Raw genomic sequence first — 17,636 nt, 5'->3', positions numbered from 1 at the left:
TTAATGGAGAGAAATCAATGGCTCGTATTGCCGGCGTAAACATTCCGGATAATAAGCATGCTGTTATTTCACTAACTTACATCTTTGGTGTAGGTCGTACCACTGCTCAGAAAATCTTAGAAGCAGTTGGCATCGCCCCTACTACTAAAGTCAGTCAGTTAGATGATACACAGTTAGATGCTATCCGTGCACAAGTTGCAAACTACATGACTGAAGGTGACCTTCGTCGTGAAGTTTCAATGAACATCAAGCGTTTAGTTGATCTCGGTTGTTACCGTGGCATCCGTCATCGTCGTAACCTACCAGTTAGAGGTCAGAACACCAAGAACAACGCTCGTACTCGTAAGGGTCCGACACGCCCTCTCAAAAGATAATTAACTTAGGAAGCTAAAAGATGGCAAAAGACACTCGCAGTCGCAAAAAGGTGGCTCGTCGTTCAGTATCGGAGGGCATTGCCCATATCCATGCGTCTTTTAATAACACCATTGTTACGATTACCGATCGTCAAGGTAATGCATTGGCTTGGGCCACTTCAGGTGGACAAGGCTTCCGTGGTTCACGTAAATCTACACCATTTGCAGCTCAGGTTGCAGCTGAAGTCGCTGGTAAAGCGGCCCAAGAATATGGTGTTAAGAATATCGATGTTTTGGTCAAAGGACCAGGACCGGGTCGTGAGTCTGCGGTAAGAGCACTAGGTGCATTGGGTTATAAAGTTAACAGCATCTCTGATGTAACCCCAATCCCACACAATGGTTGCCGTGCGCCGAAAAAGCGCCGCGTCTAATATTAAAGACGAAGCTTTTTATACTAAAAGCTTATAGGAGACATAACAATGGCCCGCTATATTGGACCAAAACTGAAATTATCACGTCGTGAAGGTACGGATTTAGGCCTTAAGTCTGGCGTTAAACCGTATGACGTAAAAACGAAGAAAGCTGGTCGTCCACCAGGTCAGCATGGCGTAAGCCGTAACAAGACCTCAGAATATGCTCTACAGTTGCGTGAAAAGCAAAAAGTTAAGCGTATTTATGGTGTGCTAGAGCGTCAATTCGCGAACTACTATAAAGAAGCTGCTCGTAAGCGTGGCGCTACTGGTGAAAACTTGTTAGCAATGCTTGAGAGCCGTCTAGATAACGTTGTATATCGCATGGGCTTTGGCTCAACTCGCGCAGAAGCACGTCAGCTAGTCAGTCATCGTACTGTTATGGTAAAAAAAGCTGGCCGTGATGAGTTTGTTCGTGTGAACATTCCTTCAATTCAGCTTCAAGATGGTGATGTCATCGCTATCCAAGAGAAATCTCGCGAACAGCTACGTATTAAAAACGCTATCGAATTAGCGACACAACGTGGTATTCCAGAATGGCTTGATGTTGACCACAGCAAACTACAAGGCACGTTTAAACATGCGCCTGATCGTATTGATCTACCTGCTGAAATCAACGAAAGCTTGATCGTTGAGCTATACTCTAAGTAATGACGTAATGCTCAATGTTATGAAAATGGCATTGAGCAATTAACGTTAATTAAACCAGTTTAATAAATCGAGGTGACATCATGATGCTAAATGCAACTGAGTTTCTAACGCCGAATGCCATTAATGTGGATACGGTTAACGAAACGATTGCGAAAGTCACGCTCGAACCGTTAGAACGCGGCTTTGGGCATACCCTAGGTAATGCTCTGCGTCGCATCTTGTTATCTTCATTACCTGGTGCTGCAGTCATTGAAGCTGAGATTGATGGTGTTGACCATGAATACTCAACGCTTGAAGGCCTGCAAGAAGACGTACTTGATTTGCTTTTGAACCTAAAAGGCTTAGCAATTACGCTTCATGACCAAAATGAAGTATTTTTGACCTTGGATAAACAAGGTCCAGGCACTATTACTGCTGCAGACATCGCGTTGCCGCACAATGTTGACATCATCAATCCAGAATTGGTCTTGGGTACATTGAGCGATCGTGGTCATCTTAAGATGCGTTTGCGTGTAGTGATGGGTCGTGGATATGAGCCAGCAAACCAGCGCCGTGAAGATGGTGATACTAAAGCAATTGGACGTTTAAAGCTTGATGCAAGTTTTAGTCCTGTGCTTCGTGTTGCTTATCAGGTTGAGAACGCTCGTGTAGAGCAGCGTACTGATCTTGATCGTCTTATCATTGAGCTTGAAACTAATGGCACTATAGATCCAGAAGAAGCAATTCGTAAAGCAGCCACTATTTTACAACAACAGATTTCTATCTTTGTTGACCTAGAAGCTGAAGAAGCGCCTGAGCCTGTGAAAGAGAAAGAAGAGGTTGATCCGGTGTTACTACGCCCTGTGGACGATCTTGAACTAACGGTTCGCTCAGCCAACTGCTTGAAAGCTGAAAACATTTACTATATCGGTGATTTGGTACAGCGTTCAGAGACTGAACTTCTAAAAACCCCAAATCTTGGTAAGAAATCATTGACAGAAATCAAGGACGTATTAGCGTCTAAAGATTTAGAGCTCGGTATGCGCCTAGATAACTGGCCACCAGCTGATTTACGTGTTGATGATCGCTTTTCTTATCGTAGCCGTTAAACTTTAAGGATTTTTGACTATGCGCCATCGTAAGAGTGGAGTCAAGCTGGGTCGTACCGGCAGTCATCGTAAGGCAATGTTTCAGAACATGACTAACTCATTATTTGAGCATGAACTGATCAAAACAACTTTACCAAAAGCTAAAGAACTACGTCGCGTTGCCGAGCCATTGATCACTATGGCTAAAGAAGACAGCGTTGCTAACCGTCGTTTAGCATTCAGCCGTATGCGTAGCAAAGCTATGGTAGGCAAATTATTTGGCACGTTAGGTCCTCGTTACCAGACGCGTCCAGGTGGTTATTTGCGTATCGTAAAATGCGGTTACCGTGATGGTGACAATGCGCCAATGGCTTATGTAGAATTGGTTGATCGTGACTAGTTTTACACCTAAGACATATTCCATAAAAAAGCTCCAATGCAATTGGAGCTTTTTTTTGTTTTTAATTTGACTAAATATACTAGTAGTTGTTTAGGGCAATAAATGGCTATTTAGAACAATAATTAGCTGCTTAGAGTAATAACGAATCGACATTGGCCGCACCTTGTCTGATAACTTCAGGAACGCTACTAGTCATATCTACGATAGTAGTAAGCTTGGTTGTCTTTATACCTACATTGATGAGACCGTCGATTTGATTGCCTAGCAAATCTTCAATCTCAAATGGGTCATCCAAAATATCGTCTCGATTGGGCAAAATAAGTGAGCTGGTTAAGATAGGTTCATCCATCGCTTCTAATAATGCTTGAGCAATGGGGTTACTAGGTACACGAATACCAATGGTTTTTTTCTTTGCATGCGCCAGTTTTTTCGGTACGTCTTTGGTGGCATTAAGAATAAAAGTAATTGGGGCAGGGGTGTGGGCTTTCAGCTGTTTAAATTGCACATTATCAACTGTTGCATAATTGGCAATTTCACTTAGGTCGCGGCACAGCAAGGTAAATTGATGCTTATCATCGAGTTCACGGATTTGCTTAAGCTTAGCTAGGGCATCCTTTGCACCCAAACGGCAACCAAAAGCGTAACTGGTATCAGTTGGGTAAATAATTAATTGATCTCTGCGCAATAGGTCAGCGGCTTGCTCAATGAGACGTGGCTGCGGATTATCGGGGTGAATATAGAAGACTTCCATAGTGGTTCCTTATTTTATAATTATTGGTTTTTAATTGAGACAAATTTTTCATTAATTAGATGTGGTTCAATTACTAGATATATTAGAAAAACTATTTTAGAACTAAGCAGATCGATATCTTCAAAATACTACTTCAGTTATCAGTATAGCTCAAAGTAGATATAAGTTTAGTGGCAAGGCGTTACCAACCGTAGAAAATCGTTAATAAGTAGGAACGCTTAGTAATTTAAACTAAGCGCTGATTTCAGATGGAGAAATGCAAGCGCTAAGTAATGCAGTCAGTAAAGTCTTAGCGTCACGCGGCAGAGTATGAGGTTTGGCTATATAGTTTTGGACTTGCTGATAGACATCAATCGCAAAGGTGCTACTACTAGTGTCGAAGTCGGCAAACAAGTTATCTTGTGAGACTTGGAAATTTCGTCCACACGCCAAGGTAAATAGACACTCTAATGCTTGAGGTTTGATTTCTACACGCTCAAATGCCTGCTGCTGAGCTGCTGATCGTCCATCTGGTGCATACCAGTAGCCAAAATCAGATAGTTGTCTACGAGCATCACCAGCTACGCACCAATGGCTGATTTCGTAAAGCACTGGCAAAAAAGCCATGAGCGAATTCAATTCGAGCGGGTTCATTATCTTGAGCTGGAAAATACTCGGGTTCATCATTGCTACGAGCCAATATAACTTCCTGATTAGCGAACAAAGTATTAAATAGCTGTATGAGCCAATCGGTAGCTAATCGTTCGCTATCAATTATCAATTCTGCTGTGTGAGTATTGTCAAATTGAGTAATAGACAACTCTTGCCACTGACTTCTTAATTCGTTTAAATACTCATCTTTATCGAAGCACAGTCTATTATTAGGAACATTTTCAGTATGACCCCTTAATTGAATAAGCTGTTGTAGCAACGAACTTGCTTCAGCAGGAGGAAGTGAGTCAGAAAAATTCATTTTATTATTGGATAGATTCATAGAGAAGACATTGACTTAATAAATACTAAAGACAAAAAACTTTAGGTAAAAGGTAAGTAGTAGAAGAGCTTAAACAAATTTACTATCAAAAAATCTTAACATACTAGCGCTAGCAGAATATGGCACTTTCCGTTAGTATGGCAGGCAATATTATACACCGTTTTTATGAATGAGGCCGCGCATGTCAAGCACTCCAGAAACTAAACCGTCAGCACTTCACGCTGACAATAAAAAAGCGCCTGTATCTACTGGCATGCCTGAGCATATTTCTTTAGATAAGTGGGCAGACACTGGTTATGAATGGTCAGGAGAGGTAAAACCAAGCTCGTTTGATCGTCTTGCTACTACTCTGAGCACTGAACATGAGCAGTCAGACATACAGCTCAACGCTAACTTATATCGTCGCAACAACGTCTTGCATCTAGCATTTACCTTGACAGGTGATGTTTGGCTAACTTGTCAGCGCTGCTTACAACCAATCGCGATAGACTTGTCTGATGATTATGACATCGCGCTACTAGAAAACGATAGCCAGGTTCGTTTAGTTAAAGATGAACAAGATTATTTATTACTGGATGAAATCGTCACCGAGCAATCTCCAGAGCGTCTATTGCCATTTAAGAAGTTGGTAGAAGACGAGATCTTGCTCAAAACACCAATGGCGCCAAAGCACGACGATTGTGAGATGTCTGTTGAGCAGTTTGGTGAGATACCAGAAGAAGAGGAAGGTGAAAATCCTTTTGCTGCTTTAGCCTCGCTAAAAGGCAAACTATAAGCGTCAAAATTATCTACTCAATGCATTTAAAAAGCCTTTTATCAGCTTTGTACAGAAGAGTGCAAGGCAGGGCTTTATTAATTTAATAAACATGCGTATAATGTCCGGTTTATTGCATTCGAGCAACCTGTTGCTTACTAATAGAAACTGACTGGGTAAATTTTTTATAAGATTCAGCCTTGGTCAGTGCTTTATGTGAGTGGCAATCTATTTAACTAATGATGCTTAAGACTTAGGTTGTTATGATTATATAGCCTCTGTCAGTATCGACTTAAGCTGAATTTCAAGCTTATCCCTTTTAAGTATAGGAGCTATATCATGGCTGTTCAAAAAAGTCGTAAAAGCCGTTCTCGTCGTGACATGCGCCGTTCACATCACCGTATGGAAATTGCTGAACTAAGCGTAGATGCTACTACTGGTGAAAAACATCGTCGTCATCACATGACTAAAGATGGTTTCTACCGTGGTCGTCAACTGTTCAAAGTCAGCCAAGACGCCTAAGACATTGGCTCTGTGATAGCTTAGGCGAAAACAATAATAGTACTGGTGACTATTATTGTTTTTGCCTAGTTATTACTAGTCAATAAGCTTTGAGCTAAAAAAAGCCAAGTTATTTCGCTATCATATATTATGTGGCTGGATAACTTGGCTTTTTGTTATTTATAACTAGACTTATTGCTTAATTCGCTTGTTATTTTTAGTAGATTTAAAAATGTGCTGATATAATCTGCTCGTTTAATTTGGGCAGCGTTACTCTTGCTGTTTGGTTTGCATCCGCTATGATAATAGTGTCTGTCAGTGTATAGTTTACTGACAATCCGTTTTCTTGCATAAATACTTGAAGTAGCGGCTTTGTATAACATCTAATAATATAATACACCCCATTGTTTTTAGGGATATTTCTAATCAGATAAGGAATATTGGTTATGGCTTCTGTACCCGATATGGTAAAAAAGCAACCCGCTCGTATCGCGGTCATTTTTCCTGGACAAGGATCTCAATCAGTCGCGATGACGAGCGAGCTTGCCGAAATCTATCCAGAGATACGTGATACATTTACCGAAGCGAGTGATGCGCTTGGTGAGGATTTGTGGGCAATCTGTCAGGACGAGGAAAAACTCAATCAAACCCAATATACTCAGCCTGCGCTTTTGACAGCTAGTATTGCTATTTGGCGTGTCCTACAACAAAAAATAGAAGAGACGCCTTGTTATTTAGCTGGTCACTCTCTAGGCGAGTACAGTGCCCTGTGTGCTGCCAATGTGATATCGCTGGGTGATGCCGTCACTTTAGTACATAAGCGCGGTCAGTTGATGCAAGAGGCCGTTGTAGGTGTCGATACTGCTATGGCTGCAGTATTAGGACTAGAAGATAACAGAGTCGAAAACCTGTGTGAGCAAGCAACCGAACACGTAGAAGATGCAGTAGTCGGTGCAGCCAATTTCAATAGTCCAGGACAAGTGGTTATCTCGGGTAACGCCGCTGGTGTTAATGCTGTTATTGATAAAGTCAAAAATACTGGTAAAAAATCTGTCCCTCTAAAAGTGAGTGTACCGTCTCACTGTGCCCTTATGGAACCTGCCAGCAATGCGTTGGCTGAAATACTAGCGGGTATCAAGTTTGATCAGGCAACCATTCCTGTTATACAAAATCGCTATGCGCGTGTCGAAACCAGTGCGGTCGGTATTAAGCAAGCATTGACTGAGCAGCTGAGCGAGCCAGTACTATGGTCAAAAACCATGCAAGAGCTAGCTGACAAGCAAATTAATATCTTAATCGAATGTGGCAGTGGTAATGTACTGAGCAATTTGGCGAAGCGTCAGGCGCAGCCAATTGCCAGCTATCCTACTGACAAGCCTGCCCGTCTAGAAAAATTATTGGAGGTGTTATCATGAGCCGTACGATTACATTAGTGACTGGCGCTAGCCGAGGTATTGGCAAGGCAGTGGCCAAGCGTTTTGCCAAAGAAGGACACTTTGTCATTGGAACTGCGACCACTGAAAAGGGCGCAGAGCTTATTGATGATTACCTTCATGATACTGGCGGTATTGGTCGCGTTTTAGACGTACGTGATACCGCTCAAATTGACAAATTATTTGAAGAGATCGAAAGCGTTTATGGCGCGGTACAAGTATTGGTTAACAATGCAGGTATCACTCAAGATGGTCTACTGATGCGCATGAAAGATGAAGATTGGGAAAATGTCATCGATACCAATTTGACCTCAGTATATCGCATGAGCAAACGTGCTGTACGCGGTATGATGAAAGCACGCCGTGGCCGTATTATCAACATTACCTCTGTCGTGGCTCAAATGGGCAATGCAGGCCAATCTAACTATGCGGCGACCAAAGCTGGCGTAGAAGGGTTTAGCCGTACGCTTGCACGTGAGATTGGTTCACGCCAAGTGACCATCAACTGCGTGGCACCAGGCTTGATCGAAACGGATATGACAGATGAGCTTGATGAGCGTCTATTGAACTCTATGTTAGATGCTGTACCTATCAGCCGTCTTGGTCAGCCAGAAGACATCGCTGCAGCGGTACATTTCTTGGCTAGCGACGAGGCCAGCTATATTACAGGTGCTGTGATTCCTGTCAATGGCGGCATGTATATGTAGTCAATATACGAGCGTTACATAGTTATAATAAAAAACTGTGTGAACGAGTGTAAACTATAATAAAGGGTGCTATAATGACGGATACTTTTGAGTCAAAGCCCTGTATGATAACAGGGCTTTATTAGACATCAGACAAACTGTATAACATGTCATAGAGTACTCAGACAGCATTGCTAGTCTGGCAAACGCATTTTATATACCATGCTATAGCGTTAAATAAGGCGCTATAGCAGTTTATTAAAAATAATAGATGATAACGGAGTGAGCTACATGAGTAATGATATCGAGCTAAGAGTAAAAGCAGCAGTAGCTGAGCAACTAGGTATGAATGTTGAAGACATCAACAACGATGCTTCATTCATGGAAGACCTAGGTGCAGATTCTTTAGACCTAGTTGAATTGGTTATGTCATTTGAAAGTGATTTTGGTATCACTATTCCTGATGAAGATTCTGCAGAATTGACTACTGTTCAAAAAGCAATCGATTACGTACAAGCCCAACTATAATTTGCTACTTATTTAGCAGATTTATAATGCCGCTTATCTGATTAGATAGGCGGTTTTTTTATGGGTGCGTGATTGTTATTTTTCAAATGCAGCAATCGAATTTAACATTGACTACGTCAATTCAACATTATTCAACATACTATTACTATCTACATCGACTCCTTTTATCTATACTCATAACAGTAAGTCGTAGAAAAAGACGCCAGTTAGATTTTCAGTATATTGTCTGACTATGTGTTTTATTAAAAGAATGATAAATAATAATATTTCAAGGAGTAGATATATGGGTATGTTTAGCTTTGCAAAAGATATCGGTGATAAGATTTTTAACCGTGATGACGAAAAGCATGATGCTAAGACAGAAACGAAAGCAGATGCCAATACACCAGTACAAAGCAGTGAGCCGAGTGCACAATCAGTGGCCAATATTTTATTGCGCCGTATTCAGCAGCAAAACCTCAATATCAGTAACCTGAAAATTAAATATAATGGTTCTACAGATACTGCAGAAATTAGTGGTAATGCTAAAACTCAAGCTGATCGTGAAAAAGCCATTATCGCTATCGGTAACGTGCAAAACGTTGCAAAAGTTATTGATAACATTGATATTGAAGAAGATGCACCTGAATCTACAATGTATACGGTAAAGTCTGGTGACAGTTTATCTAAAATCGCTAAAGAAGTGTATGGTTCATCTGGCGATTACATGAAGATATTCGAAGCGAACAAGCCAATGTTATCTGATCCAGATAAAATCTATCCAGGCCAAGTACTACGCATTCCTAAGCCGTAATGCTAGAAGAAGCGTATAGAAAAATAATATTTTAAATATGACATTCTAATCAAAAAAGCCTCTTATTATTAAGAGGCTTTTTTTATGTTGTACACTTCAAATAAACACTTTATCTCAGGAATATTTGATAGTCATAAAATAATTGGTTAATTGGTTAATTGGTTAATTGGTTAATTGGTTAATTGGTTGAGTCTAGCTTATTGTGCTGCTCAATTAGGGCCCATTCGATATGCTCATCTAGCATATCATTATGTAAGGTCAATTTAGATTTTAACTGTTCGACCACTTCTAAGCTGGCATTAGCATTGCCAAGTCCGATAGCAATATTACGTAAAAAATTCACATAGCCGGTGCGTCTTAGCGGGCTACCTTGAGTGTTCTTCATAAAGTCGGCTTCTTGCCACTGCCATAGTTCAAGCAAGCTACTATTATCCAATCCATGCCTTGGTGCGAAGTCATCAACGGTAGTTAGATTGGCATAACGATTCCATGGACAGATTAACTGGCAATCATCACAGCCAAAGACCCGATTGCCAATTGCGCGTCGATATTTGGTATCGATGACACCATCATGTTCGATAGTCAAATAAGAGATACAAGCAGAAGCGTTGAGCTCATGGGGCGTTACAATTGCTTGAGTAGGGCATATGTCAATACAAGCGCTACAACTACCGCAATGCTCCTTGACTGGTTTATCGTCGGGTAGCTCAAGGCTCAAAAATAGCTCACCAAGCACAAAAAATGAGCCTGCTTGCTTATTGATAAGTAGTGTATGTTTACCTGTCCAACCAAGACCTGCTGCATCTGCAATCGGCCGCTCAAAGATAGGCGCCGAATCGCTAAAAGGTCTAAACACAAATTCTTTCTCTGAACCGATATCTAAATGTTGCCATTCAGGAAGCATTGTTTCTATCTTTAAAGCCAATTGCTTTAAACGACTACGCATCGTTTTATGGTAGTCACGCCCTCTTGCATAACGCGCGATGATGCCTCGGTTGGGGTGGTCATTATCAGTGACAGCACGCGGTGTGGGTGCTTGAGTTAGATAGTCCATACGTACGCTGATGATGGTCTTTGCGCCCTCGACTAGCTGATCAGGATGAGCGCGCAGATCATGATTATTATGCATAAACTGCAGTTGACCCTCATAGCCTTTATCAAGCCACTTTTTCAGCTGTTCAATCTGCTGAGTAAACAAAGGATGATGCACAGATAAAAAACCACAATCAGCAAATCCTAATGCCTGTGCTTGTGCTGTAATCCACTGCTTAACATCAGCTGTGGTTGTAAATACAGTTGGGTTCGTAATGGCGATTTTGTTTTTATCAGTAGGCATAGAGAGTAGGTGCTTATTAGATGGTTTTCTCGTTTGTTTTAATCAGATTATTCATATCTGACAATCAGAGATAATGTAAATACGGCTATGATAAGCCAGTGAGCAATGAGTGCAAGTATAAAAGAAAATAAACTCACATTCATATTGATACATAAGTCGAGGTAAGCTTTTGCTAAGCTGATATGAGAAATGAGCAACCAAATTTAAATAAAATAAAAAATGAGTAGAAACACCAAGGATAAGTTATGAGAAATAATACCAATTTATTACCTATAAAAAATACAAAACCTATCGCGCTATATAGTAGTGAGCAGGTTTATGCGATGGAACAGGCTTGGTTTGCAGAGGGATACGACAGTTTTGGTTTGATGAAACAAGCTGCTTGGCAAATGACACAGCAAATAGAACAGGTTTATGAGCGAAAAACCGTCAGTGCCAGCCATTCTACCAATACTAACGTTTATCAGCGTAGTGCTTATCCACGTCGAGCAAGTATCTGGGTAGGGAAAGGTAACAATGGTGGTGATGGCTGGCTTATCGCTTATTATTTACAGCAAGCTGGCTGGCAAGTAGAAGTAATAACAGTTGGCTTTAGTGAAAATGATTTTGATCTCCATGATCAATCAGTAACTTCTAAAACTCCTAACAATGGAGACAGCGATAGTAGCAATATTACTGACTCGATAAAGGCATTACAGATAGCTTTAGCTAGCAGCTGTCACTATCAACGATTTGAAGACATTGTTAGTCACGATGATGCGGATAAAAGAGTTTTGCCAGCTGATATCTATATCGATGCATTATTTGGTATTGGCTTAGATCGTGCACCAGAAGGCGTTTATAAATCAGCTATTAAAGCTTTTAACAACGTTACTCAGAAAAATAACACACTAGCAATAGCAGTTGATATTCCAAGTGGTTTAGTGGCTTCTACTGGTGAGGTATTCGAGCGAGTAGCAATACAAGCTGACGTGACTCTATGTTTGATTGCGCGTAAGTTTGGTCTGCATACTAAAGATGGTACAGATTATAGCGGAGACGTAATCGATATACCGTTGATACCTTATCAAAAGGCATGTCAGCAAACAGTTAGTCATCATATGATAGCTCAGAAAAATGCCAGTCAAGTATTTGAGCCAGTTGCCACGCTGCTGACGGCTGCGCATAGTATGAATCTGCGTCGCCAAAACAGCTATAAAGGTAGCTATGGTCATGTCTTAATCATTGGCGGAAATCGCGTCGATGGCTCTCAAGGTATGGGCGGTGCTGCCATACTGTCTGCGGCCAGTACGATGGCGACAGGTGCCGGTAAAATAACGGTTGCCTGCCATGGGGCTTTTCATGGGTCGTTACTGACCTCATTGCCAGATGCGATGACCATTAATCTACATGACGCAAGTGGCGTAAGAGATTTAATCAAGCAGGCCAGTGTCGTTGCCATTGGGATGGGACTTGGCCGTGACGAAAAAGCCAACGCATTATTTATTGATTATGTACAGGCTGCTATAGAGAATGAAAAATCAATCGTGATCGATGCAGATGGTCTTTATCACTTGGCATCACTACATAGAGAAGATCATGAGCTAATAACAGAGCTACGAAAATACAGTACTAATCATAGGGTTTGCTTGACACCGCATAGTGGGGAAGCAGCTAGATTACTTGAGCAGAAAGTAAGTGATATTGAGTCAAGTAGACTGCAAGCGATAGAACAGTGCGCTGCAACATATGGTGGTGACTGGGTATTAAAAGGGGCAGGATCACTAGTGCTAGAACAAGAACAGGGAAGAGAAAACGTATACGTATGTGATGTAGGGAATGCTGGCATGGCAACCGCTGGCATGGGTGATGTGCTATCTGGGGTGACCGCGGGACTATTGGCACAGCAAGATTTATCAGCAGAGGCACGTAGCTTACATCAAGCAATTCTTATACATGGGTTTGCAGGAGATGTATTGGTAAATCAAGCGAATAGCGACACCAATACATTGCTAGTGGGGCAAAGAGGGCTACAAGCTCAGGATATGCCAGCAGCCATTCGTCACGTCATGCAGCTTATGATAGGTTGATATTTGCTTTAGTTAGCTAGGTAGACGGATTGGAGCAATACTGAGTAATTGCTTGCTGTACACGCTCGCGCTTAAGCTCAATCTCACGGCCATCTAGATACTGACGTTTACCGTTGGCATCCATCTCATAGATACGGCCGCCTACATTTAGGTTGGTCAGATTATTACGTAATGATTGGCAGCGCTGAGCATTAGCCTGAGCTTCTTGTTCTTTAATACGTGCTTCAAGTGCTGCTACTCGTTGTTCTTCTGCCGTTTGAGCATTGCTGCTCTGGTTAGGATCTGTTTTTCCTGCCATTTGTCCTGCATTGTTCTGTCTACCGTCACTACGAAACTCAATCAGTTCGATATTTTTGCCGACTTGCGGCGCATGTTGGCTATATTTTACTTCACCATGTGCCCCAATGGATTTATAAACTTGAATAGCCTGACTAGCATTCATGGACAGCATTAGCATACACGCGGTAATCATCAACAGTTTGGCAGCGGTATATATCTTAGACGCATATGCCATAGTAGCAATCCTCTTATTTAATAAAAATCAAATGTATATGGGTGTAAATATAACACTTGAACGTTTTATTGGTAGTAATAATGTATCGACTATCGATTCTAGCAAATAATACTTATCAATGTATATTATTTAATAACTAATAGTTTGGGATAGGCTTTAGAAGTTTTTCTTGACAATAACTCGTAAACCATCGAATATAATAGCAGTTGATTGGTCAGTGAGCGGCTTTTACGATGTTGCCGTGGCACTTGAGAAAGAAAACGACGAGTTACTTATCGGTAGCTTATGCAGTTTTATTTCCTTTGTGATAATGATATAGCAAGCATAGTGGCATAACGACCACTATTGATAGCGATACATTGTCTCCGGACTTATCTGTCTACAATGACTAAGATAAACTTATTATTTGAAATGTGCTAAAGGTGTTTTTAGCAGTTGTATCAAACGCGATATAGTACGCGGTTAAGAGATTTCCCCGAAGCCTATTGTAAGTTCTAAAGATCTTATAATTTGGCATTGGTTATGAAGTTTTTTCTTGTGTATATCGATGCATCTGTACAAATAAAGTCACACGAATAAAGTCACAATAGGTACTTGCTAGTATCGAACCTCAATAATAAGCGTCTTCTTTTATAGATGCACTCGCATATTGTCACTGTATATCGATAAACATCCATCACAAAGCTGACCTAAAATACACTGCTGCGTTTGATTAGTATTGTCCTATGAGACAGTTTTGATTAAACCTATTAGGCAGATATTCTTGATATGGACAAGAATTAGCGATCATTCAGTAAGTAAAAATAATGACGGTAAGTAATTATTTTTACTCATAGAATCCCGCAAATTCTCGCCGCAAAAAAAGGTGATGACAGTGACGCAAACCACGCAAAGTCCGAACATGACGGGACATACCCAAACGGGTAATGCCGCCAAAAATTTTGAACAAAAGCAACAACGTCTTGCAGAAGGTAGTGCACAGCCTGTGATGCTATCGGGCGCTGAAATGCTAGTGCAAGCACTGACTGACGAAGGTGTCGAATACATCTTTGGCTATCCAGGTGGCGCGGTCTTACACATTTATGATGCGCTGTTTCAGCAAGAAAATATTGAGCACATCTTAGTACGTCACGAGCAAGCAGCGGGCCACATGGCCGATGCTTATTCGCGAGTGACTGGTAATACTGGTGTCGTGTTGGCCACATCAGGCCCTGGTGCGACCAATACCGTGACAGCTATTGCTACTGCCTTTATGGATTCTGTACCAATGGTTGTAATCGCAGGTCAGGTACCAAGCAGCCTAATCGGTGAAGATGCTTTCCAAGAAACAGATATGGTAGGTGTATCACGTCCTATCGTTAAGCATAGCTTTCAAGTACGCCATGCTAGCGAAATTCCAATGATTGTAAAAAAGGCATTTTATATTGCCCAGACTGGTCGCCCAGGCCCTGTCGTCATTGATGTGCCAAAAGACATGACTGCGCCTAGCGAAAAGTTCGCTTACGAATATCCAGAAGAAGTATTTATACGTTCGTATCAGCCTTCACTCAAAGGTCATAGTGGTCAAATCAAAAAAGCCATTGAAACGCTATTAGCAGCGCAGCGTCCTGTTGTATATGCAGGTGGCGGTGTGATTTGGAGCAATGCGCACGAAGAATTAACCGATCTTGCACATCGTCTGAATTTACCAGTGACCAATACCTTGATGGGTCTTGGTACGTTCCCTGGCTCAGATCGTCAGTTCTTAGGTATGCTTGGCATGCACGGTACTTACGAAGCCAATATGAGCATGCATCACGCTGATGTGATTTTAGCTGTCGGCGCGCGTTTTGATGATCGTGTGACCAATAACGTTAAAAAATTCTGCCCTAACGCAACCATCATTCATATCGATATCGATCCTGCGTCAATTTCAAAAACGATTCTTGCGCACATTCCTATCGTAGGTGATGTGAAGTCGGTCTTAACGGACATGCTAGAGATTGTTGGTCAAGACAAGCAGTTAGAGCAGCACGCATTGCTCGATTGGTGGTCACAAATTAATGAGTGGCGTAAGCGTCATGGCTTACGTTATGACACCAGCACAGATAATGGTATTAAGCCACAAAGTGTCGTACAAGCTCTAGATAAAGTGACTAACAGTAACGCTATTATCACAAGTGACGTCGGTCAGCATCAGATGTTTGCGGCACTTTACTATACTTACAATGAGCCACGTCAATGGCTGAATTCAGGTGGTCTTGGTACCATGGGTGTTGGTCTGCCGTATGCAATGGCTGCCAAACTTGCCAACCCTGAGCGTGATGTGGTTTGTATTACTGGCGAAGGCTCTATTCAGATGAATATCCAAGAGCTATCGACCTGCTTGCAATATAACTTACCAGTTAAAATTCTGAACATTAACAATGCGCAGCTAGGTATGGTGAAGCAGTGGCAAGATATGCTGTATGAAGGTCGTCATGCCCAGTCTTATATGAATTCCTTACCAGATTTTGTCAAATTGGCTGAAAGCTATGGTCATGTCGGTATCAAAATTACTGATCCTGCGACTATGGAAGCACAATTGGCTGAAGCAATGGCTATGAAAGACAAACTGGTATTTATCGATGTTTACGTCGATCGTAATGAGCATGTATATCCAATGCAAATCGCTGGACAAGCCATGCGTGATATGTGGTTAACAAAAGGGGAGCGTACCTAATGCAACAACAACATCTGATTTCGGTATTGATGGAAAACGAAGCGGGTTCGTTGTCGCGGTTAGTCGGCTTGTTCTCACAACGTGGCTACAATATCGAAACTTTGAACGTCGCACCTACTGATGACCCAAGTATCTCACGTCTAACGGTTACGACCATTACGTCACCAGAAAGAATTGAGCAAATCACCAAACAATTGCATAAATTGATTGAAGTGGTTAAAGTGCTTAATCTGACGGAGAACGTACACGTTGAGCGTGAATTGATGCTTATTAAAGTCCGTGCAACAGGCGGTGTTCGTGAAGAGATTAAACGTAGCGCAGATATTTTCCGCGCACAAATCGTCGATGTAAATTCGAACTTATATACGATTCAAATCGTGGGCGACAAAGCCAAACTTGATGGTTTTATCGATGTGATTGGCCGTGAGCGTATTATGGAAGTGGTTCGCTCAGGTGTGATTGGTATTGCCCGCGGTGAAAAGACTCTAAGCATTTAATTATTTATCAAAACCAGTTTAAACCAATATTTATCTAATCAACAAAGCGCTTATCTTAGTTATTATATTGACTACAGCATAAGCGTTTACTATCCATGGCAAGCCATGATTGAGAACAAGGACTCTATTTATGAACGTTTATTATGACAAAGATTGTGACCTATCTATTATCCAAGGTAAAAAAGTTGCCATTATCGGTTATGGTTCACAAGGCCATGCACACGCGCTTAACCTACAAGATTCAGACGTCGATGTAACTGTTGGTCTACGTGCAAACTCAAGCTCATGGAAAAAAGCTGAAAATGCTGGTCTAAAAGTTGCTGAAGTAGAAGAAGCAGTAAAAGCTGCTGACGTTATCATGATTTTGACGCCTGATGAGTTCCAAAAAGAGCTTTATAATGATGTAATCGAGCCAAACATCAAAGAAGGCGCTACACTAGCTTTCGCTCATGGTTTCGCGATTCATTACAACCAAGTGGTACCACGTGGCGATCTTGATGTCATCATGGTTGCACCAAAAGCACCAGGTCATACTGTACGTTCAGAGTTCGCTAAAGGCGGTGGTATCCCTGATCTTATCGCTATCTACCAAGACGCGTCTGGTCAAGCCAAACAGTTAGCATTATCATATGCTGCTGGCGTTGGTGGTGGTCGTTCAGGCATCATCGAAACAACGTTTAAAGATGAGACTGAAACGGATCTATTCGGTGAGCAAGCCGTACTTTGTGGTGGTGCAGTAGAGCTAGTTAAAATGGGCTTTGAGACACTAACAGAAGCGGGCTATGCACCAGAAATGGCTTATTTCGAATGTCTGCATGAGCTAAAGCTTATCGTTGACTTGATGTATGAAGGCGGCATCGCTGACATGAACTACTCAATCAGTAACAACGCTGAATACGGCGAATATGTTACTGGCCCTGAAGTTATCAACGAGCAGTCACGTGAAGCCATGCGTAATGCACTAAAACGCATCCAGTCTGGTGAATACGCGAAGATGTTCATCTCTGAAGGCGCAACCAACTATCCATCAATGACTGCGCGTCGTCGTAACAACGCTGATCATCAAATCGAAATCACTGGTGCTAAGCTACGTGGCATGATGCCATGGATCGGTGGTAACAAAATCATCGATAAAGACAAAAACTAAGTTTTATACAGA

18 protein-coding genes and 1 pseudogene are annotated in these 17,636 nt (G+C 41.6%); 15 read left to right on the top strand and 4 right to left on the bottom strand.

Annotated features, from left to right (window positions below; all coding sequences use genetic code 11):
* Positions 1-17 precede the first annotated feature (17 nt).
* The 5 genes from rpsM to rplQ all read left to right on the top strand — a co-directional run bounded on the left by rpsM (position 18) and on the right by rplQ (position 2,941).
* Positions 18-374, top strand: coding sequence for a 30S ribosomal protein S13 (gene rpsM / locus CXF61_RS11145; RefSeq protein ID WP_021813384.1), 357 nt, complete (start codon positions 18-20; stop codon positions 372-374).
* A 20-nt stretch (positions 375-394) separates the two neighbouring features.
* A complete protein-coding gene (rpsK, locus tag CXF61_RS11140; RefSeq protein WP_010196728.1) occupies positions 395-784 on the top strand; it encodes a 30S ribosomal protein S11 in 390 nt (129 codons plus the stop codon).
* A 48-nt stretch (positions 785-832) separates the two neighbouring features.
* Positions 833-1,474, top strand: a complete 642-nt coding sequence (gene rpsD, locus CXF61_RS11135) for a 30S ribosomal protein S4 (protein WP_057758723.1) — start codon at positions 833-835, stop codon at positions 1,472-1,474.
* Positions 1,475-1,554: 80 nt separating this feature from the next.
* Complete coding sequence (locus CXF61_RS11130; protein ID WP_021813386.1) at positions 1,555-2,562, top strand: DNA-directed RNA polymerase subunit alpha; 1,008 nt, start codon at positions 1,555-1,557, stop codon at positions 2,560-2,562.
* 19 nt (positions 2,563-2,581) lie between these two features.
* Entirely contained in the window at positions 2,582-2,941 is a 360-nt protein-coding gene (gene rplQ / locus CXF61_RS11125) for a 50S ribosomal protein L17 (RefSeq protein WP_021813387.1), read from the top strand.
* 130 nt (positions 2,942-3,071) lie between these two features.
* Here the strand turns inward: rplQ and CXF61_RS11120 are convergent, their stop codons facing one another.
* Both CXF61_RS11120 and CXF61_RS11115 read right to left on the bottom strand, forming a co-directional pair.
* Entirely contained in the window at positions 3,072-3,692 is a 621-nt protein-coding gene (locus CXF61_RS11120) for an L-threonylcarbamoyladenylate synthase (RefSeq protein ID WP_101204863.1), read from the bottom strand.
* Positions 3,693-3,923: 231 nt separating this feature from the next.
* A pseudogene (locus CXF61_RS11115) lies at positions 3,924-4,665 on the bottom strand (elongation factor P hydroxylase).
* A 181-nt stretch (positions 4,666-4,846) separates the two neighbouring features.
* Here CXF61_RS11115 and CXF61_RS11110 point away from each other — a divergent pair.
* The 6 genes from CXF61_RS11110 (at position 4,847) to lysM (ending at position 9,360) form a co-directional block, all read left to right on the top strand.
* Positions 4,847-5,440, top strand: a complete 594-nt coding sequence (locus tag CXF61_RS11110; RefSeq protein ID WP_101204862.1) for a YceD family protein — start codon at positions 4,847-4,849, stop codon at positions 5,438-5,440.
* A 318-nt stretch (positions 5,441-5,758) separates the two neighbouring features.
* A complete protein-coding gene (rpmF, locus tag CXF61_RS11105; protein ID WP_057758809.1) occupies positions 5,759-5,941 on the top strand; it encodes a 50S ribosomal protein L32 in 183 nt (60 codons plus the stop codon).
* A gap of 425 nt (positions 5,942-6,366) precedes the next feature.
* Positions 6,367-7,335: an ACP S-malonyltransferase gene (gene fabD, locus CXF61_RS11100; protein ID WP_101204861.1), complete on the top strand. Its 969-nt coding sequence runs from the start codon at positions 6,367-6,369 to the stop codon at positions 7,333-7,335.
* A complete protein-coding gene (fabG, locus tag CXF61_RS11095) occupies positions 7,332-8,060 on the top strand; it encodes a 3-oxoacyl-ACP reductase FabG (protein ID WP_057758813.1) in 729 nt (242 codons plus the stop codon). The genes fabD and fabG overlap by 4 nt, the downstream gene beginning before the upstream one ends.
* A gap of 270 nt (positions 8,061-8,330) precedes the next feature.
* The gene (acpP, locus tag CXF61_RS11090; RefSeq protein WP_057758815.1) at positions 8,331-8,567 is read left to right on the top strand and encodes an acyl carrier protein; all 237 of its coding nucleotides are present in this window, start codon (positions 8,331-8,333) and stop codon (positions 8,565-8,567) included.
* A gap of 283 nt (positions 8,568-8,850) precedes the next feature.
* A complete protein-coding gene (lysM, locus tag CXF61_RS11085) occupies positions 8,851-9,360 on the top strand; it encodes a peptidoglycan-binding protein LysM (RefSeq protein ID WP_057758817.1) in 510 nt (169 codons plus the stop codon).
* A gap of 178 nt (positions 9,361-9,538) precedes the next feature.
* On the opposite strand, the gene queG is transcribed toward lysM, so the two are convergent.
* Entirely contained in the window at positions 9,539-10,696 is a 1,158-nt protein-coding gene (gene queG / locus CXF61_RS11080) for a tRNA epoxyqueuosine(34) reductase QueG (protein ID WP_165598249.1), read from the bottom strand.
* A 245-nt stretch (positions 10,697-10,941) separates the two neighbouring features.
* Here queG and CXF61_RS11075 point away from each other — a divergent pair, with 245 nt between their 5' ends.
* A complete protein-coding gene (locus CXF61_RS11075; RefSeq protein WP_165598248.1) occupies positions 10,942-12,765 on the top strand; it encodes an NAD(P)H-hydrate dehydratase in 1,824 nt (607 codons plus the stop codon).
* 16 nt (positions 12,766-12,781) lie between these two features.
* On the opposite strand, the gene CXF61_RS11070 is transcribed toward CXF61_RS11075, so the two are convergent.
* The gene (locus CXF61_RS11070) at positions 12,782-13,279 is read right to left on the bottom strand and encodes a DUF4124 domain-containing protein (RefSeq protein ID WP_165598247.1); all 498 of its coding nucleotides are present in this window, start codon (positions 13,277-13,279) and stop codon (positions 12,782-12,784) included.
* Between the two features lie 988 nt (positions 13,280-14,267).
* On the opposite strand from CXF61_RS11070, the gene CXF61_RS11065 reads away from it, so the two are divergent.
* The 3 genes from CXF61_RS11065 (at position 14,268) to ilvC (ending at position 17,624) form a co-directional block, all read left to right on the top strand.
* The gene (locus tag CXF61_RS11065) at positions 14,268-15,980 is read left to right on the top strand and encodes an acetolactate synthase 3 large subunit (RefSeq protein WP_197411831.1); all 1,713 of its coding nucleotides are present in this window, start codon (positions 14,268-14,270) and stop codon (positions 15,978-15,980) included.
* On the top strand, positions 15,980-16,477 hold the full coding sequence (gene ilvN / locus CXF61_RS11060) for an acetolactate synthase small subunit (RefSeq protein WP_057758828.1): 498 nt from the start codon (positions 15,980-15,982) through the stop codon (positions 16,475-16,477). Before CXF61_RS11065 ends, ilvN begins: the two co-directional genes overlap by 1 nt.
* Positions 16,478-16,607: 130 nt before the next feature.
* A complete protein-coding gene (gene ilvC, locus CXF61_RS11055; protein WP_101204856.1) occupies positions 16,608-17,624 on the top strand; it encodes a ketol-acid reductoisomerase in 1,017 nt (338 codons plus the stop codon).
* Positions 17,625-17,636 lie beyond the last annotated feature (12 nt).

It is taken from the genome of Psychrobacter sp. 4Dc (assembly GCF_002836715.1).
Taxonomy (GTDB): Bacteria; Pseudomonadota; Gammaproteobacteria; order Pseudomonadales; family Moraxellaceae; genus Psychrobacter.
This window is presented reverse-complemented; position numbering and strand designations above follow the sequence as displayed.

Bases quoted from the DNA above. Each gene is read 5' to 3' on its own strand.
- rpsM (WP_021813384.1), top strand. From the start codon at position 18: ATGGCTCGTATTGCCGGCGTAAACATTCCGGATAATAAGCATGCTGTT.
- rpsK (WP_010196728.1), top strand. From the start codon at position 395: ATGGCAAAAGACACTCGCAGTCGCAAAAAGGTGGCTCGTCGTTCAGTA.
- rpsD (WP_057758723.1), top strand. From the start codon at position 833: ATGGCCCGCTATATTGGACCAAAACTGAAATTATCACGTCGTGAAGGT.
- CXF61_RS11130 (WP_021813386.1), top strand. From the start codon at position 1,555: ATGATGCTAAATGCAACTGAGTTTCTAACGCCGAATGCCATTAATGTG.
- rplQ (WP_021813387.1), top strand. From the start codon at position 2,582: ATGCGCCATCGTAAGAGTGGAGTCAAGCTGGGTCGTACCGGCAGTCAT.
- CXF61_RS11120 (WP_101204863.1), bottom strand. From the start codon at position 3,692: ATGGAAGTCTTCTATATTCACCCCGATAATCCGCAGCCACGTCTCATT.
- CXF61_RS11110 (WP_101204862.1), top strand. From the start codon at position 4,847: ATGTCAAGCACTCCAGAAACTAAACCGTCAGCACTTCACGCTGACAAT.
- rpmF (WP_057758809.1), top strand. From the start codon at position 5,759: ATGGCTGTTCAAAAAAGTCGTAAAAGCCGTTCTCGTCGTGACATGCGC.
- fabD (WP_101204861.1), top strand. From the start codon at position 6,367: ATGGCTTCTGTACCCGATATGGTAAAAAAGCAACCCGCTCGTATCGCG.
- fabG (WP_057758813.1), top strand. From the start codon at position 7,332: ATGAGCCGTACGATTACATTAGTGACTGGCGCTAGCCGAGGTATTGGC.
- acpP (WP_057758815.1), top strand. From the start codon at position 8,331: ATGAGTAATGATATCGAGCTAAGAGTAAAAGCAGCAGTAGCTGAGCAA.
- lysM (WP_057758817.1), top strand. From the start codon at position 8,851: ATGGGTATGTTTAGCTTTGCAAAAGATATCGGTGATAAGATTTTTAAC.
- queG (WP_165598249.1), bottom strand. From the start codon at position 10,696: ATGCCTACTGATAAAAACAAAATCGCCATTACGAACCCAACTGTATTT.
- CXF61_RS11075 (WP_165598248.1), top strand. From the start codon at position 10,942: ATGAGAAATAATACCAATTTATTACCTATAAAAAATACAAAACCTATC.
- CXF61_RS11070 (WP_165598247.1), bottom strand. From the start codon at position 13,279: ATGGCATATGCGTCTAAGATATATACCGCTGCCAAACTGTTGATGATT.
- CXF61_RS11065 (WP_197411831.1), top strand. From the start codon at position 14,268: ATGCTATCGGGCGCTGAAATGCTAGTGCAAGCACTGACTGACGAAGGT.
- ilvN (WP_057758828.1), top strand. From the start codon at position 15,980: ATGCAACAACAACATCTGATTTCGGTATTGATGGAAAACGAAGCGGGT.
- ilvC (WP_101204856.1), top strand. From the start codon at position 16,608: ATGAACGTTTATTATGACAAAGATTGTGACCTATCTATTATCCAAGGT.